Source organism: Bacillus sp. FJAT-18017, assembly GCF_001278805.1.
In the GTDB taxonomy this organism is placed as follows: Bacteria; Bacillota; Bacilli; order Bacillales; family Cytobacillaceae; genus Bacillus_D.
The window spans coordinates 2,851,026-2,873,162 of the sequence record NZ_CP012602.1; the positions used below are offsets into that span (position 1 = coordinate 2,851,026).

The 22,137-nt window shown below is 38.8% G+C and carries 22 protein-coding genes, 3 pseudogenes and 1 riboswitch; of the genes and pseudogenes, 3 read left to right on the forward strand and 22 right to left on the reverse strand.

All coding sequences use genetic code 11. The features are described 5' to 3' along the window. Window positions 1-219: 219 nt before the first annotated feature. The 16 genes and pseudogenes from AM500_RS25035 to AM500_RS13415 form a co-directional block, all read right to left on the reverse strand. A complete protein-coding gene (locus AM500_RS25035) occupies window positions 220-2,265 on the reverse strand; it encodes an extracellular catalytic domain type 1 short-chain-length polyhydroxyalkanoate depolymerase (protein WP_231687997.1) in 2,046 nt (681 codons plus the stop codon). A 229-nt stretch (window positions 2,266-2,494) separates the two neighbouring features. Further along, window positions 2,495-2,794 (reverse strand): hypothetical protein, encoded by a 300-nt coding sequence (locus tag AM500_RS13340; RefSeq protein ID WP_053599656.1) that lies wholly within the window; start codon window positions 2,792-2,794, stop codon window positions 2,495-2,497. A 499-nt stretch (window positions 2,795-3,293) separates the two neighbouring features. Beyond that, window positions 3,294-3,725, reverse strand: a complete 432-nt coding sequence (locus AM500_RS13345) for a GNAT family N-acetyltransferase (RefSeq protein ID WP_053599657.1) — start codon at window positions 3,723-3,725, stop codon at window positions 3,294-3,296. A gap of 121 nt (window positions 3,726-3,846) precedes the next feature. Further along, window positions 3,847-4,299, reverse strand: coding sequence for a GNAT family N-acetyltransferase (locus AM500_RS13350; RefSeq protein WP_053599658.1), 453 nt, complete (start codon window positions 4,297-4,299; stop codon window positions 3,847-3,849). 80 nt (window positions 4,300-4,379) lie between these two features. Next, window positions 4,380-4,799 carry a VOC family protein gene (locus tag AM500_RS13355; protein WP_053599659.1) on the reverse strand — a complete coding sequence of 140 codons (420 nt, stop codon included), beginning with the start codon at window positions 4,797-4,799 and terminating at the stop codon, window positions 4,380-4,382. A 235-nt stretch (window positions 4,800-5,034) separates the two neighbouring features. Further along, window positions 5,035-6,111 carry a copper resistance D family protein gene (locus AM500_RS13360; protein ID WP_053599660.1) on the reverse strand — a complete coding sequence of 359 codons (1,077 nt, stop codon included), beginning with the start codon at window positions 6,109-6,111 and terminating at the stop codon, window positions 5,035-5,037. A 1-nt stretch (window position 6,112) separates the two neighbouring features. Continuing rightward, on the reverse strand, window positions 6,113-6,682 hold the full coding sequence (locus AM500_RS13365) for a copper resistance CopC family protein (protein WP_053599661.1): 570 nt from the start codon (window positions 6,680-6,682) through the stop codon (window positions 6,113-6,115). Window positions 6,683-6,790: 108 nt separating this feature from the next. Continuing rightward, window positions 6,791-7,918 carry a DNA polymerase III subunit beta gene (gene dnaN / locus AM500_RS13370; protein WP_053599662.1) on the reverse strand — a complete coding sequence of 376 codons (1,128 nt, stop codon included), beginning with the start codon at window positions 7,916-7,918 and terminating at the stop codon, window positions 6,791-6,793. Window positions 7,919-8,110: 192 nt separating this feature from the next. Continuing rightward, the gene (locus tag AM500_RS13375) at window positions 8,111-8,989 is read right to left on the reverse strand and encodes a DUF1259 domain-containing protein (protein WP_053599663.1); all 879 of its coding nucleotides are present in this window, start codon (window positions 8,987-8,989) and stop codon (window positions 8,111-8,113) included. A gap of 409 nt (window positions 8,990-9,398) precedes the next feature. Continuing rightward, complete coding sequence (locus AM500_RS13380) at window positions 9,399-10,439, reverse strand: lactonase family protein (protein WP_269432609.1); 1,041 nt, start codon at window positions 10,437-10,439, stop codon at window positions 9,399-9,401. Between the two features lie 344 nt (window positions 10,440-10,783). Next, window positions 10,784-11,266 (reverse strand): hypothetical protein, encoded by a 483-nt coding sequence (locus AM500_RS13385; protein WP_053599664.1) that lies wholly within the window; start codon window positions 11,264-11,266, stop codon window positions 10,784-10,786. A 140-nt stretch (window positions 11,267-11,406) separates the two neighbouring features. After that, entirely contained in the window at window positions 11,407-12,120 is a 714-nt protein-coding gene (locus AM500_RS13390; RefSeq protein ID WP_053599665.1) for a hypothetical protein, read from the reverse strand. Between the two features lie 42 nt (window positions 12,121-12,162). Then, window positions 12,163-12,724, reverse strand: a pseudogene (locus tag AM500_RS13395) (AAA family ATPase). Between the two features lie 18 nt (window positions 12,725-12,742). After that, on the reverse strand, window positions 12,743-13,243 hold the full coding sequence (locus tag AM500_RS13400) for a YjdJ family protein (protein WP_053599667.1): 501 nt from the start codon (window positions 13,241-13,243) through the stop codon (window positions 12,743-12,745). A 102-nt stretch (window positions 13,244-13,345) separates the two neighbouring features. Continuing rightward, complete coding sequence (locus AM500_RS13405) at window positions 13,346-13,945, reverse strand: peroxiredoxin (RefSeq protein ID WP_082347226.1); 600 nt, start codon at window positions 13,943-13,945, stop codon at window positions 13,346-13,348. 119 nt (window positions 13,946-14,064) lie between these two features. Further along, entirely contained in the window at window positions 14,065-14,856 is a 792-nt protein-coding gene (locus tag AM500_RS13415) for a DUF2935 domain-containing protein (RefSeq protein ID WP_053599669.1), read from the reverse strand. A 208-nt stretch (window positions 14,857-15,064) separates the two neighbouring features. Between AM500_RS13415 and map the strand changes: the two genes are divergently transcribed. Further along, on the forward strand, window positions 15,065-15,808 hold the full coding sequence (map, locus tag AM500_RS13420) for a type I methionyl aminopeptidase (RefSeq protein ID WP_053599670.1): 744 nt from the start codon (window positions 15,065-15,067) through the stop codon (window positions 15,806-15,808). A gap of 179 nt (window positions 15,809-15,987) precedes the next feature. Here the strand turns inward: map and AM500_RS13425 are convergent, their stop codons facing one another. Beyond that, window positions 15,988-16,257 carry a hypothetical protein gene (locus AM500_RS13425; protein WP_053599671.1) on the reverse strand — a complete coding sequence of 90 codons (270 nt, stop codon included), beginning with the start codon at window positions 16,255-16,257 and terminating at the stop codon, window positions 15,988-15,990. Window positions 16,258-16,593: 336 nt separating this feature from the next. After that, window positions 16,594-16,695, forward strand: a riboswitch (purine riboswitch). 133 nt (window positions 16,696-16,828) lie between these two features. Here AM500_RS13425 and AM500_RS13430 point away from each other — a divergent pair. Continuing rightward, window positions 16,829-18,025: a NupC/NupG family nucleoside CNT transporter gene (locus AM500_RS13430; protein WP_231687998.1), complete on the forward strand. Its 1,197-nt coding sequence runs from the start codon at window positions 16,829-16,831 to the stop codon at window positions 18,023-18,025. Window positions 18,026-18,101: 76 nt separating this feature from the next. Here the strand turns inward: AM500_RS13430 and tnpB are convergent, their stop codons facing one another. Continuing rightward, window positions 18,102-19,277, reverse strand: coding sequence for an IS200/IS605 family element RNA-guided endonuclease TnpB (gene tnpB, locus AM500_RS13435; protein ID WP_053599673.1), 1,176 nt, complete (start codon window positions 19,275-19,277; stop codon window positions 18,102-18,104). A gap of 118 nt (window positions 19,278-19,395) precedes the next feature. Between tnpB and AM500_RS26120 the strand changes: the two are divergent. Beyond that, a pseudogene (locus tag AM500_RS26120) lies at window positions 19,396-19,539 on the forward strand (DUF6429 family protein); the annotation flags it as partial. 73 nt (window positions 19,540-19,612) lie between these two features. On the opposite strand, the gene AM500_RS13440 reads toward AM500_RS26120, so the two are convergent. The 4 genes and pseudogenes from AM500_RS13440 to AM500_RS13455 all read right to left on the reverse strand — a co-directional run bounded on the left by AM500_RS13440 (window position 19,613) and on the right by AM500_RS13455 (window position 21,985). After that, window positions 19,613-20,089: a GNAT family N-acetyltransferase gene (locus tag AM500_RS13440; protein WP_053599674.1), complete on the reverse strand. Its 477-nt coding sequence runs from the start codon at window positions 20,087-20,089 to the stop codon at window positions 19,613-19,615. Window positions 20,090-20,301: 212 nt separating this feature from the next. After that, window positions 20,302-20,473, reverse strand: a pseudogene (locus tag AM500_RS25040) (GrpB family protein); the annotation flags it as partial. A 424-nt stretch (window positions 20,474-20,897) separates the two neighbouring features. Then, window positions 20,898-21,365: a redoxin domain-containing protein gene (locus AM500_RS26125; RefSeq protein ID WP_331457320.1), complete on the reverse strand. Its 468-nt coding sequence runs from the start codon at window positions 21,363-21,365 to the stop codon at window positions 20,898-20,900. A 65-nt stretch (window positions 21,366-21,430) separates the two neighbouring features. Next, window positions 21,431-21,985 carry a putative ABC transporter permease gene (locus AM500_RS13455; protein ID WP_053599676.1) on the reverse strand — a complete coding sequence of 185 codons (555 nt, stop codon included), beginning with the start codon at window positions 21,983-21,985 and terminating at the stop codon, window positions 21,431-21,433. Between the last annotated feature and the right edge of the window lie 152 nt (window positions 21,986-22,137).

Sequence of the window (22,137 nt, forward strand, 5' to 3'; positions counted from 1 at the left end):
ATTTTAATCTAGTTATTATTTGGAAGATACAAATTTTTCATAGTAGGGTTACAGTAAATTTCATTGTATTCGCAACCTTTTTTCAAAGGACATTTTACCGTACGAGCAGCATCGATTTGTACTCGAAACCCGCCGGCAGATCCCCTCTCTAAATTAATAACTAGAAAAAACCAGTGATTGCAGGTTTCCAAACTGCAATCACTGGCCGTGTTGACCGTACTAGTTTGTAGTTACTATTAGCTGCGGTGCGTAATCAGGTGTTTCGCCACCATATAGTTCTAGTACATCTGAAGTGAAGTCCGCAAGAGTGTTGGCCTTCAACCGGAATTGAGTGCGGCCGTTTTTGTTGATAAACTCCAAGGCACTAGTTGGAAGACTGATTTCAGTGTAACCATTGTTCTCTGCAGGGACGGACATAGTTACAAAATCAAGCAGTCCATTGGTCGAAGCAGTTGCACCGTAATCAGCTTGCTCAAGACTGCTCGATGTTGACCAATTCCCGCGGATCATGCTGATTGACAGAGAGCTAACAGACCCGGCCATCGTTTTGCGGTATACTCTCAGCTTGGCTCCTGTAACTGTAGCTGTGTCACTCAAACTGCTCGTATCAAAGGATAGGATGCTTCGGTACGTGTCACGGTTGCTCATGCCTTTGTCCCCAACTTTAGTTACCGAACTGCTGAGGCCATCCGCCATATACATTCCGGCAAAGCCGTCTTCAGCGGCAATACTTGTAAATGTTGTGCTGCTGTTTGTTATAGTAATATCATAGTTTTCGGTTTTTACTGGCTCGCTGTTGCCGGCAGTATCCACACTAAAAAACTTTAAAACTGTATCTAAATTGATGGTGATATTCTCCCGATAGACGGGCGAGTTCACAGTTGGTGTGCTTCCATCGAGCGTGTAATAAGTAGTTGCTGGCTCGTTGGCTGATAGGTCAACAGCAACGGAGTTTTCATACGATCCACCAGCTGGTGAAGCCGTTGTTACAGGTGGAATTGTATCTTTCACACCCGAAATAGTGTAAGTTTCAGTATTTATAACTTGTTCCACGTTTCCTGCGGCATCCTCACTGAAGAATTTCAATGTTGTACTGGTGCTAATTGATATAGGTGCAGTATATTTGTTCGAGCTCTTCGTCGGTGTACTTCCGTCCGTTGTATAGTAGGTTGTAGCAGATTCATTGGCCTTTAATTCTACAGTTACAGCTGACGAGTAATTACCTCCTTTTGGTGTGGCGGCAGTTACCGGGGGCGTTGAATCTCGATTTTTCGGATTGTTTTTGAAAAACTGCCACATGATTTCACTAGCGTTCGGACCATTCGGGTCGGTATACGAACCGGCAACATCGCCGCCGGACCAGGCATGGCCCATTCCATCTACAATATATTTTTCAACGATTGATTTACTATTTTCATCTTTGTAAATATAGCGAGTAAATTTCCTGCCTCCGCTTACCTGGCCCTGAATGGTTTCGTCGGCAGTATCATCTATATTATTATTATCAATCCCATCAGAAGCGAGGTCATTCGTCTGCGCCCATTGTGAAGCAACTTGATGTCCATTGATTTCTTTTACAGTATAGTCGGATGTTCCGTGGAAGACGACTGTTGGAACCACTCTTTTGTATGTTCCCATCGCTTTATACGCTGCAGTTCCTTGCTGGACCGGATCCGGGCCCCCGTTAAGCATCACAGTCCAGGCACCGTTCTCAGTAGTTGCGGATTTGTACTCCAGTCCCGCGCCTACCCCTATGCTTGCAAACACATCCGGATAAGTCGCCCCCATGATTACCGCCATTGCAGCTCCAGCTGAAAGCCCAGCAACATATACTTTATTGCTGTCGACGGAGAAATTCTTCTTCACCTCTGCTGTAATCCCGGCAATATGGGCAGCATCTCCTGCACCACGGGATTGATGGGCAGAATCAAACCATTTCCAGCACTTATTGGTATGTGCTGTTTTAGGCTGGTCAGGGTAAACAGCAAGGAACGTTTCCCTTTCGGCAATAGTATTCATTTTAGTGCCGGTTGCAAATTGGGTTGGGTCCTGGGTACATCCATGCAGCATGACTACTACCGGGACTGGGGTTCCACTTTTGTATCCGCTCGGAACATACACTTTATATTCTTTGTTATTGTAAGTATAGGAGAGAGTCTGGCCTGCAGCCTCCGCCGGCTTAGCCATTGGGAAAAGAGTAGAAACAACAAGCATCACCGCCACTACTAACATCAACATTCGATTCTTTTGAAAAACAATTGTCATTTATGTTCCTCCACTTCAAAGTTGGATTTCACGGCCCGTTATAAAACATCTACCTCCTAACGAACGCATTTTTGTAAGCGTTTCCAAAATAAATTAAAACAACCGAGTTGCATTACAGTTACAAATACAAACAAAAAACTATGATTTCCGGTTGCCCTTACATCATAGTTTTTACATATTATTAAGCTGGTTAATTATTTTCCCAATGCCGGTATCACCGTTTTGATACTTATACCAAGACACCTTTTTTCTTTTTAATTTCCCTATTTATGTACTTTCTGTTTTTGTATATAAAGTTTATTAAATCTACTTTTACCAATTCTTTTTCGCCTTCATCACAATAATTTTCGCCTTTGCCATGGATGGTCCACTTCCCGCCTGCTTCGTAATGCATGAGAGTCCAGGATCCCTTGCGGATTGAATCTTCAAAAACCAGATAATGTTTCTTTCCCGCAAAATCAAAATCCGCAACGTCTGAAAAACCATTTAGAAAGTTCTCGATATCCCTTTTGTAAACAATTGATTTCATCTAATATCATCCTTTCCGGCTCTTTTTCTTATTACTATTATTACAAATTTCATTGGAATTTTTAAATTTATTGCATTAAGTCACTAATTTAAAAGGAAGCAAGTGCATCCCATATTTTTAATGATACAAATTACCTGTTGTCTTATAAGCAACAAAATACCTGGACCAATTTTATGGACGTCTTCCCTTAGAATTTCCCAACTCCAAAGAGTCGGAGTATATTAGGATCCTAATCTGATTGGCATTTATTTTATATAGAACTATTCTTCTTAAACAGCTTAGGCAACGTGCAACTGTTGGGCGATATCCACACTAACCACTAGATGTTTATCAGAAATCCTTTCAATCAGTTGATTTTGTTTGTCCTGCATTTTAAACTTCATAGTAATGGTTCCTTCTAAGGTTTGAGTTAGAGTAGTATCTATACTCATATCTTACTGAGGGATCCTATTTTTATCAAAGTTCAGAAATAACGATCTACAGGAATGCTACCTGTTTATTAAATAAGCATCTTCGAAAAACCAGTACTTTTAGCTTCAAAACCCATACTAGTATAAAACTTATGAGCTGCTATTCGCTCTTGACGGTTACCACTATTTAGACTAATAGCGATTGCACCTAATTCCCTAGCCCATCTTTCCGTTTCTAGTATTAGCTTTTCACCTATACCCCTTCTTCGATATTTAGAATCCACTACAAAGGCTGCGATCCTCACATAACATCCATCGTACTCATAGAATAGGCTCTTACATAACCCTGCCATCCCGACCACATCGCCATTCAATTCCGCTATTAGAGTAAGGTAAGAAGGGTTCGATTCTATGTTATTAAACCTATATTCCATACTTTTTACGGTAGTTGGATAGCCCAACTGTTCCATTAAACTTGCTAACTTGGGTACATCGTTCTTTGTAGCAGTTCGAATCTTCATTGAATTACCTCCCCTTGAACCCCACGTTTACTTAAAAGTGCCTAATTTGTTCTTGTAAAAGTTCAACAAAAAGGTGCCTTAATCCTCCCATGATCAGGCACCCGCTAGTTGCATTATTTAACTACAAATCTTTTGATAATCGAATCATATCCTTACATTGGATACCGTTTTCGAAAATTTCTTCTGGATAATGCCTAATAAAAAAATCCATATCAACACCAATAATTCTAAACCCGCATTTCTGGTAAAGCGCTAATTGTCCTATGCTTGAATTTCCAGTACCTATTTCTATTGTTTTGTAACCTTTGGACTTGGCGACACCTTTTGCATGTAGTATTAGCGATTTTCCCAATCCTTTTCCTTGCTGGCCTTCTGCTACAGCAATGTTGACCAACTCCACCGTTTGGGGTCTGGTTGGAAGGAGTACATATACACCAATGATTTCTCCATTGCTTTCAGCTACAAAGCATTCTCCTCTTTGTAAATATTCCTCAATAAGCCTCGGGGACGGATCTGCTAGTAGTAACAAATCCATTGGAGGCTCTTCATTAATTTTTAGATTGCGGATTACCATCTCAATTACCTCTCTATATAGCTTCATTTCTTTATTGAACAGGAACAATACCCATGTACGGATTATGGAAGAAGAGATTTTTATTGAGTGATCAAATATTTTTCTTTAAAAATCGGACTAAGTTCACTCCACACATCGAATTTATTCCCATCTAAATCGTAGAAAACAAAATTCCTTCCTGAATGTCCTCTGTTCTCAATTTCACAAATTCTAATTTCCTTTTCCTTAAAGTCTCTATGTATTTCTTCTAAAGCTTTTATCCCATTAACTTCGAAGGTTAAAGAAAAACGTTCATTACCGGAAATATCAAAGAAATTGGAGCTTTGCTTTTCATTGGCTTTCACCAGAAAAAAACTCTGATTGGCAAGGTTTAAAATAGCTTTGTCTTGATCTATATAGCTTAATTCTGCTCCTAATTTTTTCACATACCAATTAGAAGAAAGCTCAACATTCGTTACTGGTATATATGTTGTTCCGACCCTTAATAATTTTTCACCCATCTTTAAATCCCCCTCATTTCTTTAATCATGAATTTCCAGACCCATTAGGCTTAGTTACCATAATAAGGGTTTCTACAAAAATAGCGCTAATCCTTTATATTCCTCTTTTTTCTATAAAATTCACCTTAAATTAAAATGTTAGATGGAAGTTGTTGTACCGCACTTGCCCTAATTCTGTAAGCGCGGATGAAAAGAGAAAAGGACCCTCTGGTCTCAGGGTCCTTCATTCTCGTATTTATAAAGTTAGTGACAGCATCAGGAAAAAATACATTGAAGCAATAAAACTAATGGCGAAGAAGACACCAACAGCGGGTTTTACTTTTTTAAAGCTTAAAAATATAAGTACCAAGAATAGCAGCGTGGTTATTAATAGTAAAATCGACGATGCATTTGTAGTTAGTGCAATATTAGCCGTTGTAAGTATATCCTTGCCTAGCAGCCATTCCAACCATCTTGATGCGCCTTCAGAAACCACAGTAAATTCTACCTCATGCGGTGGCGAAAGTGTTCCCAATACACTGGTGAAGTAGAAAACAATAAATATTGTAAGACATTCTGCTTTTACCCAGGGACGAGGATTAAAGGATTGTGTGCTTATCGTTTTCCTTGCTAGTATCCCATTTATATAAGCAAAAGCCAAAATCGGAATGATGCCAATATGCTTTAATAAAAGCATTTGTCCATAAGGCAAGACCCAGGAATTAACGTACTCATCTGGTTTCACAACGAAAAACATAAGGACTAGTCCGCTAATGAAAATGACGGCTATGCTTCCTATCGCAAATGGAGTAAACCATTTTAAAAACTTATTCCATTTTGAATCATCCTTCGAGAACCAGGCTACATGAATTAGTATACCGCTCCAAAGGATGACCATTAAGAAATGTGCAGAATGGGCAAAAAGTCCATACCAAAATGATAAAGATGCAACATGGCTTGAATATCCTACCGCTAGTACCATTATGAATAACAAGAGTGCTTGTATATGCCTAGTGCCATTCAGCAAAATCGTTATCCAGAGCAGGACGGCCATAAACCCAATAATCAGCCATGCCCTGCCTACCTGGAAATCAGTTATAACTGAATAGGTTGCCGTTGTCAGGCCGACCGCATCTTCAAAATATGAAATGGTAAGTGCAGCGGGGCCGAAGGAAAAAATATAGATTCCCAAGATAGATAAGAGTATCGTTTTTTTAGAAATGCTTGTTTGCGGCTTGTATTCTTCCGTAACATATTGCAATGCAACATATCCCGCTAGAATAGCAAAGCATAAATATGTCCCAAACTCGCTGATTGTAATTAGAAACTCCATACTATTTCTTCCTTCTGAAAAGCATGAACAATCCTATTCCCAATAGCAATAAAGCGAGTACAGGTATTATAATCTTTGTGAGATTCGATCCGGTTTGTTCATTGTTTTCGGCTTCCTGATTTGCTGTATTTTCTTTAACTTCCTTTTCTTCCTTTGCAACTGAATCTGTGTCTTCTGTATTCGCAGACTCTTCGGCTTTAGGCGGCTCTTCCTTCATGGGTTCCTCTACTTGAACAGAGAATGGAATCTCACCAGTAATGACATGACCATCTTCACCAACAATTTTCCACTGAATGTCATAAGAACCATTTGCGAGCGGATCGGTAATAATTCCAATCATCTGTGTTCCTTGGGGTTCAATACTCTTAAATGGGACATTCTGGCCGTCCTTCAAAAGGGTCATTGTACTAAGTGACTCAATTTCCCCTCCAAAGTTTAGCACAATTTCATTTAGGCTCTCTGTTACGACCTGTCCTGCTACGGGAGTTGAGGATTCTAATTGTGTATGTGCATTTGCTATAGTTGGAAGCATCATTACCATAATAGCCATAATTATAAATATTCTTTGCATTCTTAATTCCATCCTTTCATAGTGTAGGCAAAGAATTAGAATAACATAGATTTTCTATAAAATCCTCATTAACATTTGAAACACACTAACATCTACCGCTAGTTAAACTCAATATGACCTTACTGGTGATATTAGATGTAAATATTCAGTATTTCCAATTGGTTCTATTAATACTGGCCTCATCGTACCATTAAAGCTTAGTCTAATTTCATCTTCTTTTATTACTTTTAGAGCTTCAATTAAAAAACTCCCATCAAGAGAAATACTTATATATGGATCACCACTAATATACTTAATAGATTGTGTTTCTTCTATTTTTCCTATTTCATTTGAGTTTGAGGAAATTTTTAATTTATTGTCTTTGATTTCTAAATTCACATTGTTATTTTTCGTTACACTTGCAAAAAGACTTGCTCTATCTATCCCTTTTAAAAAATCGGTGGTATTTAAGGATATTTCTGTCTTAAATTCTTTTGGAAGCAATTCAGAGACATTCGGAAAGTTTCCTTCAATCAGTCGTGAATAAAGAGAGAGGCTTTCTGATTTGAACAAAATATAACTGTCTGTTAAAAAGAGGTTAATTTGCTTAGTATCCTGATTAAATAACTTGATAAGCTCACTTAAACTTGTACCAGGTACAGCAAAAGAACCTGTTATATTGGATTTTATGGGAAGACTTCTAAAGGCTAACCGGTGAGAATTTGTAGCGGCCATCGAAAGGCGGTTTTCTGTAAAAGTAAAATTTACTCCTTTTAGTACTGGGCGGGTCTCATTTTTGGAAGCTGCAAATGATGTTTGTTTAATCATTTCTATAAGCTCCAAACAGGGAACTTCAATATGATTTCCTTCATTAACTTTAGGCAGGCTCGGATAATCCTCTGAATTGAATCCATTTAGATGGGTAACTATTTCTTCGGACTTAATGGCGACTGAGTGATTTTCATTAACTTTTATATGCACATCATTAGGCACTTTTTTAATAATTTCACTCAAATATTTAGCGGATACCACAACACTGCCAGGTTCATATATCTTTACTATACTTTTATCCTCAACCGTTAACGGAACAATTTTTTCAACAATGATATCAGAATTACTTCCGATTAGAGTAAGGCCTTCCTGATTGGCCACTAACATGATACCCGATAATATAGGAAAAGGCGTCCTCGAAGATACCGCTTTGGCCACGTCCAGAATTGCTTTGTTAAACCACTCATTATTAATAACGAACTCCATACAAGGTTCACCCCATTTATTAATAGGGATACTAATTCGACAAAGACACACAAAAACCTTCAATCATGTTTCTAGCATTTTAAAGAGACTGGTAAGAATTAATTATTTCTCTTTTCTTCTCTAAAAATAAAAACAACAGCTAGTTTGCTGTTGTTTTAAAAGCCGGGATGTTACCTGAGCAAAATCACTGTCTTAACGCGAAACTTTAATTTCTTTATTTGTAAGCACCTGCAAGGCGTATCTGACATCCCTTGCAAAATGGATTGGGTCCTCAATTTTCTCGAAATGGATGTACATTAACCGAGGATCCTCAAATAGCCAGTGATTATGAAAACCGGTAACAATGATATTATGTTCTCTCAGCCTGCTTATAAAAGGGTTTAACTCTTCTTGAAGAATTACAGTCTCTCCACTGCAAAGAGCTTTGCCATCTGGTGTTAATGATTCGAATGTAAACATCTGTGGGATAACCAGGAACGACCTCGATCTCCTCCCTAAGACAGTTGGCTTAATATTGTTTCTTGATTTCATAACCATACAAGTACCATTTTCAAATGTAACCATCCCGCCTAGTATCCGGCCAAATTCATCACAAAGGTCCTCTGAGCAAGGAATTCCACGCATCCGGCCACCAAACAGTTGCCGAACCCCTACATTTCTATTGGTTAATACCGCTAAAGCATACCTGACTTTCCGAGCAAAAGACAATGGTTCGTCAATCGACTCAAAATGCATATACATGAGGCGAGGCTCTTCAAATAGCCAATGATTGTGCAGTGCAGTTACAATAATTCCACATTCCCTTAAACGGGACATAAACGGGTTTACTTCTTCTTGGAGAATGACGGTTTCTCCTAGACATAAAGCCCTTCCGCCTTTGTCCATATTTTCAAAAGAAAAGGCCTGTGGCACAAACATAAATGATTCAGCTCTCCGCCCCAGTACGACCGGATGGATGTTTGTCCTAGATCTAGTAGCAGTACAAACTCCGTTAATGATGGACGGAGTTGAATCTAAAATCCTGGCAAACTCGTCACATAATTGATTTTGATAGTTACCCCTATTTTCCAACTAAAATTTCCCTCCCAATAATCGATTCCATTCTATAATATGAAAAAGTAATTAGTTGGACAGGGCATATTGTTCATAATAAAAATAATTTCAAAGCGGAGTTAGGGTTGTATGGATTTTTATTGTACTCAAACTATTTTCAAGGACATTTTATCAATCCAGCAGCATCAACTTGTACTCGAAAAGTTATTTCAAGGACATTTAACCTGTCGGGCTACATCGAATTGTACTCGAAATCTCTCTTCAGGGACATTTACCTATCCAGGAGCTTCGAATTGTACTCGAAATCTCACTTCAAGGACATTTCGCCATTCAGATAGCCTCGAATTGTACTAGAGAATGTCTGCTCAAGTAAGCTTTTCTACCAAAAGAAAAATCCTATTCATGAAAACTCATGAATAGGATTCTTTTATAAAAACTTTACGCAAACTGGATTTGGAACAGCAATGTCGTTTTGTAGGAGTATCAATTTACCTGTTTCAGAATTTCTCTCAAACAAGACAAGATTGCTGGAATTTTGGTTCGAGGCAATTAAAAATTTTCCTGTTGGGTCAAGTACAAAATCTCTTGGCCAATCGCCTTCTGTTGATACCAATTCAACGAGCTGAACATGGCCGTTTTCCTCATTTACTTCAAATACTGCAATGCTATTATGTCCGCGATTGCCAGCATAGACAAATTTACCGTCAGAAGAGACATGAATTGCACTACCCTGGTTATTTTCTGTAAAGTCTGCAGGCAGAGTTGAAATAGATTGAATCTCTGAAAATGTCCCATTTTCATACGATAATACGATTACTTCAGAGCTGAATTCAGTCATAACATAAGCAATAGAAGGATTTAGCGTATGAAATTCAAGATGCCTTGGACCGCTGCCCGGTTTAAGTTCCAATCGATTTTTTTCTACTAAAGTCGCGTCGTCATTAACGCGGTATGTAAAGACTAGATCGCAGCCTAATTCGACAACAGCTAAATACTTCCCATCCGGTGTCATTCCAGCATAATGGGTATGAGCCTTTTCTTGTCTTGGATCAGGTCCAGATCCTGTATGTTGAATGATTGCAACCGGCTCGCTTACAGCACCTTCCTGAATTAAGTATGAATCAACTGTCCCCTTATGGTAATTTGTACTGAAAACAAAACGCTGCTCTGCATCAATGCTAACGTGGCAAGGTGGTGATCCTGCTGAAACTTCCGAATTAATAAATTGAAGTTCCCCTGATATAACTGAGAACGCAGCTACCCCGCCCTTGTCTCCATCTTTTACTACTGAATAAAGATGTTGCCGATCCTGGCTAAGGGTTAAATAAGTTGGATTTCCTACTTCTGCAGCGACTTTTACATCTGTAATTTTTCCGGCTTCTGTATCTAGCACAAATGAATAAATCCCCTTACTATCTCCATTTGTATACGTTCCGACATAACCTGTAAATTTACTGATTTTAACCATCTCCTTGCATTTTGTTAAATGTTGAAGCGTTAAGGCTACAATATTTTGAACATCCATAGGTCCGGATACTGTTATCTTATCCCGTTTCTTAGAAAACCATAGAGATAAATACCAGCGCCTATATTAAAAAGAGGGACGGCATTTGCCGATCCCACTGACACTATTATAGGTTCTTAAGAAGAAACTTGCACACTTTTGGCACTTTTACATTATTTCACTAAAAAGCTTAGTCCTACACTAGTCGGAATATAGTGAACCTCTCCGCCTAAATTATTTCAATTATGTTGGAGAATACGGCGCTACTTGTGTTCATCTATTCTGTACCTGACTAAATGATTAAATATTTAATTTGCAGCGATTTCATGTATTTCCTGGATTCTCCACTTTTCTTCCTTATCTTCAACCATTCCAATAGTCTTGGAATTATCTTGCTTCCATCCCGCTGTCTTTGTCATAACAAATTGATAGACATTATTTTCGTTTTGAACCGAATTATAAATGAGAATAATTTTTCCATTTTCAGCTTTAGATTCACTAAGGCTTAGAACCACATTAGGTTTCCAATCAAATGTTCGTTCATTAAAAGTGATAGAACATGGACAATCCCCTTCACGTTTACGTGTTATGAATCCAATGCCACTGGTGCCATATGCAATATAGTTTTGTGCCTCCTGAAATGTTTTTGCTTCCTTGTACAAGTTAACTGTACTAATCGCCTCTTTTAAATCTTTATTTTTTACAAATGATTCCAACCCTTTAACAAAAATGAATATCATGGCAAAAACTAATAAAATAACAAGTGCGTAAGTTTTAAAACCTCTCTTCAATAAAATACCTCCAATCAATTCAAATTAGGTTTTCATCAATACTCAAACTAACTATACGAGAGTAATACATGAAGGTTACATAATATTCAAAATTATTATTCTTCAAACATCGAAACCATTATGCTTATAAAGCTACTATCCTATAACCCGATAAGCTCAAAGAATTCAGGTTCCGGTTTCATCAGTTTGGTACCTTTCTCCGATTGAAAATATATTTCTTTTTCTTTTTCATAAAAAATCTTTATATCAATTTCGCCAAAATCAATTGTACTTTCTTTGTCCCGCGGTGTTGCTTCTTGTTCCCAATCAAGAGCCTCGTTTATGAAGGCTGCAATCTTATTTATCTTATTTTCATCCCTAATAACGGTACAATCTTGCGAAGTGGAATCCTTATATATACAAATCCTTTCCGGAACATCATGGATCCAAGTAGAAGACTGATAAATTGGTGTTTGGTCGAAATGGACCTCTGTTTGTTCATCAAATTGATTATAAGAAGCAAAGATAGTTAATTCCCCATCAAACCCTTCTTTTGTCCAACTTGAAATAAACCCTCCCCAATCATTATTAGGGTTGTTATCCTCTAAGGCAGATTGGGTATTTTGCTTCTTCCATCCCAATTTAGGAAGCTCCTCCAAGTAAAAGTCATATATTTCTCTCCAATGATCTCCTTTTACCTCATATTGATCCCTTGTTGGTTCCAACCCGGGGAATAAAGGGATATCGTCGTGCTGTTCGGGGATAATAGACATTCCTTCATATGTATCGTCCGTCAGCTTTTGATATCCAAACCAGCCACCGGTAATAAGTAAACCGATAATCGCAACAAAAATAGCTTTTTTTGTATTATTCATTATGAACTCCCTATGTTAGAATTCCTTGCCGGGGCCGAATAGCTATAACTGAAACGTATCCTTTACCATCTTCGCGACTTCCTCGGGATTCAGGTTGGTATTGTTTATCCTAAGATAATTCGGATGTTTAATTTCACCTTCGAGGGAATTCATTCTGTGTTTTTCCATTGACCTCCTCAAGTCATTTTCAGACCAAACTAAATCCCGTTTAAACGGTTTGTGCTCCAGGCGGTTCGGCGTCTTGTTCCGCTCAAGCCTTTCATCAAGGTCTGCTTCAAGTTCAACATAATAGACAGTCGCTCCTCTAGACTCAAACAGGTCTGTGAGCCGTTTGACATACTCCCAATCGGCTTGAAGGTCAAAAAACCAGACACAGGTAAAAATCATTCCGTACATATCGCTTTTCGACGCTTCTTCAAAGATTTCCTGGCGAAACAAATTGACCAGCCGTTTACCTTCCTTTGTGCTGTAGTTGAAAAACTGACTGACGAGATCCAATGGTCATATGATTATGAAAAAGCTTTAATTGAGTTATTTTAGATAATTCCTGGCCGACAGTCATTTTGCCAACCGCCTGGGGTCCAAACATAAGAACAAATTTCATACAGTCTCTCCTGACTTATTACTTTCTTGTGGACAAAATATAAACAAGATTTTGTTGTATTTTTTTAAAAAATGAAAAACTTAAACTGACCAACCCAGATGCTGCAAAAACATAAAATAAAATCCGTCCCCCCTGTGTGGAGGAGCCTGAAATTTGAAGACCTGCTAAAACATAAATAATGCCTAAAATGAATAGATAGGTTGAAAACAAGTTGTCCCTATTTTTAAATAAATAAAAACCTGTCACAATCAACAAATAAAGACAAGATACAATCATGATGACCGGGAAGATAGGATGGAATTTTGCTGCATAAACAAAGTAATCAAGCTGTGAAATGTCCCTTCCATCTGAAAAACCAGTTTTAAAAATTTGCGTAAAAGGGGTAGAGTGCTTCCATTCTGAAGGTGAATCTACAAGTGCGCTACCTTCATACCAGGCGGCAATCGTAGAAAACAAAAGAAAGATTAATCCGATTCCAGCTTGGACAACTAGCCTCATAGTGCTTTCAACTGATTCCATTTCTCAAGCATTTCATCACCTCAGGTACAACTTATCCATATGATTTCGACAAAAACGGTGCATTCTCCTTTCAGGAATATGCACCGCTGGAAAAAAGTTACTTTATATTTTTCCGATATTCATTGGATCTCGATCAATTCCTGCATTTCCTGGCATCCAGTTTGCTGGGACTCCCTTACCTGTTTGCCTTGCGAATTGTAATGCATAAATGAGCCTGAGAATTTCATAAGAATTGCGGCCAACTTCAGAAGGATTGATAAACCTTCCGACTATTTTCCCTTCCGAATCAATAATAATTGTTGCCCGATAGGCAGCTCCAGTTTTTTCATTTAGTACTTGGTACGCTTTACTAATCGAATGTGTCCTGTCACTGACAAGCGGGTAGGTCACTTTTGAAAGTGAAGGTGAAGTTTCGGCAAACACTTTATGCGAATACACACTGTCCGTACTGATTGCCAGAACATCGGTATTAAGCGTCTTAAGCTCGGAATAAATGGCAGCGACCGCTGCCAGCTCGGTTGGTCAGACAAATGTGAAGTCGCTTGGGTAGAAAAACAAAATCACCCAGCTTCCGCGATAGTTGTCCAAGCTTATCTGTTTTATTGTCTTTTCCAGGGTATCATAAGCATCTGCTTTGAACGTCGGTGCCTGGGTGGATAATTGTGCCTTTAAAGGCTGTTCCTGATTGTTTGAAAATTGCATTTCCACACCTCGCCTATACTCTATTCGGAGTATAGTATGTCAGCGGAATTGGGTTGTTGAGCCTAATTATCTGTAAATAAAAAAGGCGATAATCCGGTTCGGACTATTCGCCATTATAATTATCTTTGCGAAGCGAGATGTGCCTCAAATAAGTCAATGATTTCAATAAACCTTGCAGCCTCTCTGAATGTATGGTCAGCAAGTAGTGGATGAATATTACTTTTGATCCGGCATGCCTCTATTAGATCCCGGGCTGTTTTCTTAAAATCCCTTAAAGATGCAACGGAAACCCGATTTTGATCCAGGAACTGGTCCAGAATTGGGACGGTTTCTGATTGAGGCCGCATTGAATCCAAATCAATAGCCTGAAATACCAATTGATCAAAATCATGGCTGAATTCCCTCGCCTGGTCAACCAGCTTTCTTTCCGAAGGATCCAAAAGATGTCCTATGAATTTAGCGTGGTCAGCCATTATTCTTAAAAAGAAAAGATTTTCCTTAATGATGCTGTCAGGTTCAGGGGCAAGTTTGCCTTCATTCAAATCTTTTAAGCGATTTGCAAAATAAGCGGCTTCCCTGCTGACATGGTCAACTAATAAAGGATAATTATTTGATCGAATCTCACATCTTAGTGTTAAACCTAGAACCTTTCTTTTATAGCTCCAAATTGCAACTGCTGCTTGATATACCTCGATATTAAATGCCCGAATTTGCTGTAATTCTGTATTTGCTGTAAACCGTGCCAATTTCTCCTCTATCCGTTCAAAAAGATTGATAAACTGCTCGGCTTCAGCAATCAACTGCGGCTGATCTTTATTGAAACCCAAGCTTAAAAATAATGCATGTTCTTTCATAATTCTGGACCAAAATTGAATTTCATCCAGCGATCTAGTTACTATTGGGTTAGCCAAAAATACCCCCTCCTTATGACTCCTTCATTCTATGTATACGTGTGGAGGGATGGCTTATTCTTCTTAAACAAAGTGAATTCCTCGCGGCTGGTTAACTTGTGCACAATAGTTGAAAAGCAACTTGAGCTGTCCGGCTAAAAGATTGGATTTATTTACGAAAAAGGGATATCCTTATGAATGAATATTAAGGATTGAAGGGAAATAAAACATGATTGCAAAAACTGAAGAAGATTTTAACGGATTGAAGGAAATTGGGAAAATTGTTTCTTTGATTCGAAACGAACTTGTTGAAAAAACGGTACCAGGAATTACAACAAAGGAACTTGACGAGCTGGCTGCCCGCCTTTTTGAAGAAAATGGCGCACTATCCGCTCCTAAAGGCGAATACGATTTTCCTGGCTTCACGTGCATCAGTGTAAATGAAGAAGTTGCACATGGCATTCCAGGGAGCCGCGTCATTAACGAAGGCGACCTTGTCAATATTGATGTATCTGCCTCGAAAAACGGTTATTTTGCCGATACTGGCATTTCGTTTGTTGTTGGCAACGGAGATCCTGTGTTGACCAAGCTTTGCGAAACAGCTGTTGAAGCGTTCGAGGCCGGCTTAAAAAAAGCCAAGCCCGGATCGAAAAAAAGCGGTCTTGGCAAGGCAGTTGAGCGGGTTGCCCGTAATAATGGATTTACAGTAATTATGAATTTGACTGGCCATGGGATAGGCCGCCGGATTCATGAAGCACCGAACCATATTTACAATTTTTACGAGCCGTATGATGATGAACTTTTGAAGGAAGGCATGGTCATCGCATTTGAACCATTTATCTCGACCCGTGAGGAAGAAGTGTTTCAGTACGAAAATGATGAGTGGACCTATGTCACTAAAAACAGCTTCGTGGCACAATGTGAACACACGATGATCCTAACAAAAGAAGGACCAATTATCATTACGCTATAAGATTTGTAGGGGAGCTGAGTTTTTAATCAGCTCCTCTTTTTTGCCTATTCCTGTAGTAATAGTTTATACCGAATATTCCGATTGGAAAAAAGCAGCAAGATTCCTTCTGTTCGCAAGCTTCATGCAGCGGAGAGAGTGCGTAATCTTCCCCGCTCCGGCCACTATAATTTCAAATCCACCTACCCTGCTATCGAAAGAATTGAAAGGCAAAGGGATAGAAACGCACATGCAAAGAGAATTAACGCTTTGCCATGACTTCTCCTAATTTTGACTCCATACGAAAAAAATAATATGGCGGCTGCCAATTTTGATCCACTTTCCATGTAAGGCTGGCTTGAAAAAAATGAACTCCCCAAAATAATTGCAGCAAGGAACGACGTAATGATTAGTAACTTGAACCATAATGGTTCTTTAATAAACCCTGTCAGAAATAGTTTAACTTGTTGCATTGTTCACCTCCCCCTAACACATTAACTTCTGCTAAAGTGCGTGAATCCTTTTTTGGCTCTCCACTCTAATACTCGTTATATATTAGCGTCTAAGGATTTATCCCACTCTTAACGGGCAGTAAGACCCCCACCTCAAGATTTAGCAAAATTGAAGAAGATAGGTGGGGGCAACTGCCCGTAAAGGTCCGATTGGTTCATCTAACCATCAGTGGAGGATGAGGAAAACCCCCACTGATGGAAGATTCACTTTATGTCATAAAGACGTTTAAAGAATTCAGTATTTTATTACTTTTTATTGATAGGTTGTTTAATAGATAATCCTCTGTTAAAATTCTAAAATCAACTTCATACAATCCTTATATATTTTTGGAAATATGGTCCAAAAGTCTCTACCTGGCATCCGTAAAGTGCCGGACTATAAGGAAAGTTAGATCGCCGCAAGGGACAAATGTAGCCTGGTGCATTCTCTTCTTTCTTTATAGATTAAGAGAATGCACCTTTTTTATTTTCAAAAAGAGGTCGGACTTCTGACAATAATAAGGTCGACAATGAAGCTATTTTAAGGAGGTTAATGATGGACATTATATTTGGTTTATTCTCCCTTATGGGGTTATTGTTTTTGGCATGGCTTCTTAGTAAAAATAGAAAAGCCATCAAGTGGCGTACGATTATAGTAGGTGTCGTGTTAGAAGCTATTTTCGTTTACTTTATGCTTAATGTTTCCTTTGGCCGATGGATTCTTACAAATGCTGCTCAAGGCGTACAGCATGTACTGAACTATAGCCAAGCAGGTATTGAATTCTTATTTGGCGGTTTTTTTACAGAAGGAACGAATGTAGGATTTGTATTTGCGATTCAGGTTTTATCGGTTATCATATTTATCTCCGCATTGGTCTCAGCTCTGTATTATTTACGAATCATTCCAGTTATTGTACGCGGTCTCGGCTGGGTTGTTGGCAAAGTGTTTGGTACCACCCGTGTTGAATCGTTCAATACAGTTGCCAATACGATGCTAGGCGTAGTAGAATCTCCCTTGCTCATTAAACCTTATCTCGCAAAACTGACACGTTCGGAATTGTTCACTGTTATGGTTGGAGGCACTGCATCCGCAAGTGGGGCAATTCTTTTATCATATGCTTCAATGGGCATTGATATTAGATATTTACTTATTTCGGTTTTCTCCGTACCATTTGTCGCTATTGTCATGTCCAAAATTATGGAACCAGAGACAGAAGAATCTGAAACGAGTGAAGATATCAAAATGGAAAAAGCAGGACACACCAATATTTTTGAAGCCATTTCCGAAGGGGCTGTTAGTGGAGTCAAGCTTGCGGCCAATATTGGTGGTTTGCTGATTGCGTTTATCAGTATATTGGCACTTGTAGACGGTATTCTTAGCATCATCGGAACAGATATAGCTACGATTTTTGGTTATGTATTCTTTCCCTTTGCTTTACTTGTCGGCGTTCCGTTTGAAGATGCTTTTCGTGCCGCATCCATTATTGGAACAAAGCTTGCAGCCAATGAGCTTATTGCATTCCAGGATCTGCTCAAAATTCAAGATGAACTAACACCACAAACTGTAGCAATCTTATCAGTCGCTTTATGTAATTTTGCGAACCTATCTTCTATCGGACAATTAATCGTAGGTCTTGGCTCTTTAGCGCCATCAAAGAAAAAACTTATTGCATCTATGAGTTTTAAAGCGATTGTCGCTGGAACCATGGCAAGCTTTATTACCGCTATTTTTGTAAATATGTTTATTTGAACTACCCCCACCTATCAGCTGCCGCTGATTGAGGAAGGGGATTCCTAAGTAAAGAAACCTATCAGTTTCTAGTTGATTAGGCTATCCCTGTCGTCCCGACAGTTAGGAGACGAACGGCTTCGTTCCGGAGATTTCTTCCTGCGTTAATATCCCTGTCATGTTCCATGCCACATCCCGGACACACCCACTTGCGAAGGTTGAGATTCTTAACGTCTTTGTGTTTGTGGCCGCAATTCGAGCAGAGTTGGCTAGAGGCAAAGGTCTTTGAAACCGCCACAATTTTCTTTCCATACCATTTTGCCTTATACTCCAGCATGGTCCGGAATTGAGACCAGGATACTTCACTGATGGATTTGGCAAGATGGGGGTTTTTCAGAAGATTGGTTACCTGCAAATCCTCAATACCGACGACATCGTGGTTTTTGATGATTTCGGTAGAGATTTTCTGTAGGTAGTCTGTCCTCGCATTCACGATTTGTTCATGTAGCCTCGCGACTTCCCGTTTCTGTTTTTGGTAGTTCTTCGCTTCATTCAAAGGTTTCTTGTTCTTTATAGCCTGTTCCCGCCTTCGGGATAGGATGCGTTGTGCTTTCATTAATTTCTTTTCCTTGGTCCGGAAGAATTTCGGATTTTTGTATGAGGTGCCATCGGAGAGTATGGCAAAATCCTTTAATCCCAAATCGACTCCAACCACTGAACCCGTTTTTACCTTAGGCCGGACTTCCTGTTCAGCCAGGATTGAAATAAAGTACTTACCCGAGGGGCTGCGGCGGATCGTGGCGTTTAATATTCTGCCTTCAATTTCCCTGCTTTTGGCAAATGTGACAAGCCCAAGCTTTGGCAGTTTCAGCTTATTGCCCACTATAGCGATATTCCCGTTTGTGTGCTTGGAGGTATAGGATTGGACTATGTTTTTCTTTGATTTAAACCGCGGGGCTTTTGTCTGTTTTTTAAAAAACCTTTCGAACGAATCGGAAAGATGCCTGAGGGATGTTTGCACGGCCGTACTGTCCACTTCTGTTAACCAGGGGTATTCCTTTTTCAGGGCAGGAAGCTGGGAGGAACACTTGTTGTAGGACAGACCTTTACCCTCTTCCTTATAGGAAGTAGTCCATTTTTCAAGGAAGAGATTAAAGACGAACCGGGCGCACCCAATTGTCTTTTTTATCAGTACTTCCTGTATTTGATTCGGATAGATTCGAAATTTATACGCTTTTTTGATCACACAAACACCCCTTCTGAATCGGAACATTTGTTCTAATTATACCACAGAAAGGAAAACTTTGCCTAACGCCAACCGGCATTCGTCTCCCCCATATTGTTGGGCTTTGCCCTGCACACAATTGAGGTGTAGCTAAAGGAGTTGGAAAGGTTATCCTTTTGAGTCCCTTAATGAATTGTCAGAGAGCGAGTTTATTTGTGATGGTAAAAGATCAAAATCAGTTTACCTAACAGAGGAAGGAATAGAAAAAGCAAGAGAACTGATGAAAAAGTATAATATCAGTGAACAGTAGGGAATTTCTCAAAACGAGAAATTCCTACTTTTAATAAGGCAGATTAGATTTAATAACATTTGAATTTAATCAATCAATTCAACTCTTTTAAATACCACGCATCCATTGCGGAGTGTTCAGATCCTGGCAGTGGTTCTTGTAAAAATTTGAATCCATATTTTTCATATAATATACATGCAGTTTTTAATTCATGCATTGTTTCTAAATAGCACTTTTCATAATGGTTGGAGGCAAATGACAAAGCTGTTTCCATTAGTTTGTTGGAAAGCCCTAATCCTTGAGCTTTGGGACTAAGGTATAGCTTTTGCAATTCGCATACATTTTCGTGTTCGTTGAACGGTGCTATACCAATTCCACCAACAACTTCACCTTCCATTTCTACTACCCAATAATTTGCGTGTTTTAGATTATTATAATAGTTGTGAAGGTCGTTAAGTTGAGGATCATAATAAGCTGAACCGGGAATCGCTAACCCAAGTGATTTTAATGAATTTTGTATAATTTCTTTTACACTTGCATTATCTTCTTTTCTTATTTCTCTAATAATCATATAAGTCTCCTTCAATTTTTCTTAAAAAAGTTGTGACAGAAATAATCCAGCAAACGGCACAGGGAGGAATCTCTCTAAATGAGAGTTTATTACTTTTATCTAAATAACTCTAGCTTCAGGTAGCTTAAGAATAAAACCTCATTTAAATCTTTTTTTAAAATTGATTTAACAAAAGCGTTTTCTCTTCTGAATACTTATAATTGCCACGTTCAATGGGTCCTTGGTTCACCCTTACTAAAATAATGTCTATCAGGCAATATGTTTGTTCCTTTATACGAGTAGCCTAATACCTCTAGAGGGGATGCAGTCAAAATCTTTGAATATGGGGATATCAATAATTGACTTTGCACTCAAATCTTTTATTGAGGTACTCCCAACGTGGTAATTCACCTATTTTTTCTTGAAATTCTCTGTTCCATTTCACGGCCCACTACCAAATCACACATTTGGCATTCCGTTTGTTCTTTAAGTAGAACAATTTTCTGGTTGTATCGGTCTAATAAAAAATTTATCGGTCCAGGAAAAATTTTATCGGTCTAAACAGAAATTTATCGGTCCAAAAAAATTTTGTCGGTCAAACCACAGCCCCTGCCACATCACAAAATAAATAGCACCCTAAATTAAGATGATTTTAACATAAATATCCATATTTTTTTGCTAGAAGTTAATTTTACTCATTGTTACGAGTTTCTGCCTACCCTTTGCCACATAAAAAACAATCCAAATTCGATTGCGAAATTGGACTGCTAATTAGTGTGATTGTTTACTATGGCAGTTACCTTAAGTGGTTTTTGAATGGAATGTTTTTTTACTGGCACTTACCGAGTTCTTCGAATACAGCTTCATAGTCCTCTTTCTTGTCTGCATTAAATGATGTATTCGTATAGGTAATTGCTCCCTGTTTATCAACAACAAATACTGATCGCTTAGCAACCTGGCCATGGTCATTAAAAACATTGTAATCCTTTGTAGTCGCTTTAAACCAGTCGGATAACAGTGGATATGGCAGTGTTCCAAGACTTGCTTCAAACACACGATGAGAATGGATGTGGTCGACGCTAATCGCAAGCACTTCTGCATCAAGTTCTTCAAAACGTTTGTATTCCTCTTTCCAAGAGGTCAGTTCTTTCAGTCAGCCCGGTGTGAAATCCATGCCATAAAAAGCGACAACCACATTCTTCCTCCCCTGGTAGTCCGATAAAGATACCTTTTCTGCTGTTGTGGCGGAAAGGGAAAAATCAGGTGCCTGGTCCCCTACTTGCAACGAAGTTTCCAATTAACTACCTCCTTACATGTAATTGTTATCTATGTATTGTTACCGCTTTTTGAAAAAATAATTCATCATTCATTAACAGGTCCTAAAATAACAGAATCCCTTCTTCTAAACGCTAGCGCCAGTTCGGTAAAAAACAGAAGAATAACCCCCGGGTAAACCATATTCCAGAAAGGTGAAATAGTCTCATATAATGATGCAATAATGGGGTGCAACCACTTGAGTCCGGCGATGGACAAAGCAACCCAGCAAAGTGAAAACGGGAGACAAATATGTCCATGAAGCTGCAGGGGAACATTGGAATAATCCCAATAGCGGCGATTGAACAATTTTTCAAGGATGATCCCGCTCACATACTCAATCATTGTCGGGATAATTAGGCTGAGCAGAATAATGACAGGCCACGCAGTCAGTTCGTCAATTAAAAGAAGTAATAGGACTGGTGCGAATCCGTACATTGGTTTAAATGGCCCTTTGAATAAATTCGGTTTGAAAAATTCTCCTCCGGTAAAACGGCTATAGGTGTTTTCTAATATCCAGCCGAAAAAGGAATAGACGGTAAAATAAAAGACCAGCGCACTAATTGTCCCCACATCGGTTGCCTCTAATGGAATAACACTCATTTTGCAGCACCACCTTTTTAAAGTTAGGATGAGTTTAAAAATAGGGAGTTATTCGCTTTAATACCCGTAACCGTTTTTTGTATTTTATAAATAGATTGGGTGATGACAGCTGTCACGTTACAAAGTACGTCGAAATAAGTATTAAATGGGCT

What these genes read in the sequence shown, in the direction of transcription:
- tnpB (WP_053599673.1), bottom strand. Translation starts at nt 19,277, where the DNA reads ATGTTCCGATTCAGAAGGGGTGTTTGTGTGATCAAAAAAGCGTATAAA.
- map (WP_053599670.1), top strand. Translation starts at nt 15,065, where the DNA reads ATGATTGCAAAAACTGAAGAAGATTTTAACGGATTGAAGGAAATTGGG.
- AM500_RS13350 (WP_053599658.1), bottom strand. Translation starts at nt 4,299, where the DNA reads ATGGTAATCCGCAATCTAAAAATTAATGAAGAGCCTCCAATGGATTTG.
- AM500_RS25035 (WP_231687997.1), bottom strand. Translation starts at nt 2,265, where the DNA reads ATGACAATTGTTTTTCAAAAGAATCGAATGTTGATGTTAGTAGTGGCG.
- AM500_RS13345 (WP_053599657.1), bottom strand. Translation starts at nt 3,725, where the DNA reads ATGAAGATTCGAACTGCTACAAAGAACGATGTACCCAAGTTAGCAAGT.
- AM500_RS13455 (WP_053599676.1), bottom strand. Translation starts at nt 21,985, where the DNA reads ATGAGTGTTATTCCATTAGAGGCAACCGATGTGGGGACAATTAGTGCG.
- AM500_RS13340 (WP_053599656.1), bottom strand. Translation starts at nt 2,794, where the DNA reads ATGAAATCAATTGTTTACAAAAGGGATATCGAGAACTTTCTAAATGGT.
- AM500_RS13440 (WP_053599674.1), bottom strand. Translation starts at nt 20,089, where the DNA reads ATGATTATTAGAGAAATAAGAAAAGAAGATAATGCAAGTGTAAAAGAA.
- AM500_RS13425 (WP_053599671.1), bottom strand. Translation starts at nt 16,257, where the DNA reads ATGCAACAAGTTAAACTATTTCTGACAGGGTTTATTAAAGAACCATTA.
- dnaN (WP_053599662.1), bottom strand. Translation starts at nt 7,918, where the DNA reads ATGGAGTTCGTTATTAATAATGAGTGGTTTAACAAAGCAATTCTGGAC.
- AM500_RS13400 (WP_053599667.1), bottom strand. Translation starts at nt 13,243, where the DNA reads ATGGAATCAGTTGAAAGCACTATGAGGCTAGTTGTCCAAGCTGGAATC.
- AM500_RS13355 (WP_053599659.1), bottom strand. Translation starts at nt 4,799, where the DNA reads ATGGGTGAAAAATTATTAAGGGTCGGAACAACATATATACCAGTAACG.
- AM500_RS13430 (WP_231687998.1), top strand. Translation starts at nt 16,829, where the DNA reads ATGATGGACATTATATTTGGTTTATTCTCCCTTATGGGGTTATTGTTT.
- AM500_RS13380 (WP_269432609.1), bottom strand. Translation starts at nt 10,439, where the DNA reads ATGGTTAAAATCAGTAAATTTACAGGTTATGTCGGAACGTATACAAAT.
- AM500_RS13360 (WP_053599660.1), bottom strand. Translation starts at nt 6,111, where the DNA reads ATGGAGTTTCTAATTACAATCAGCGAGTTTGGGACATATTTATGCTTT.
- AM500_RS13390 (WP_053599665.1), bottom strand. Translation starts at nt 12,120, where the DNA reads ATGAATAATACAAAAAAAGCTATTTTTGTTGCGATTATCGGTTTACTT.
- AM500_RS13365 (WP_053599661.1), bottom strand. Translation starts at nt 6,682, where the DNA reads ATGCAAAGAATATTTATAATTATGGCTATTATGGTAATGATGCTTCCA.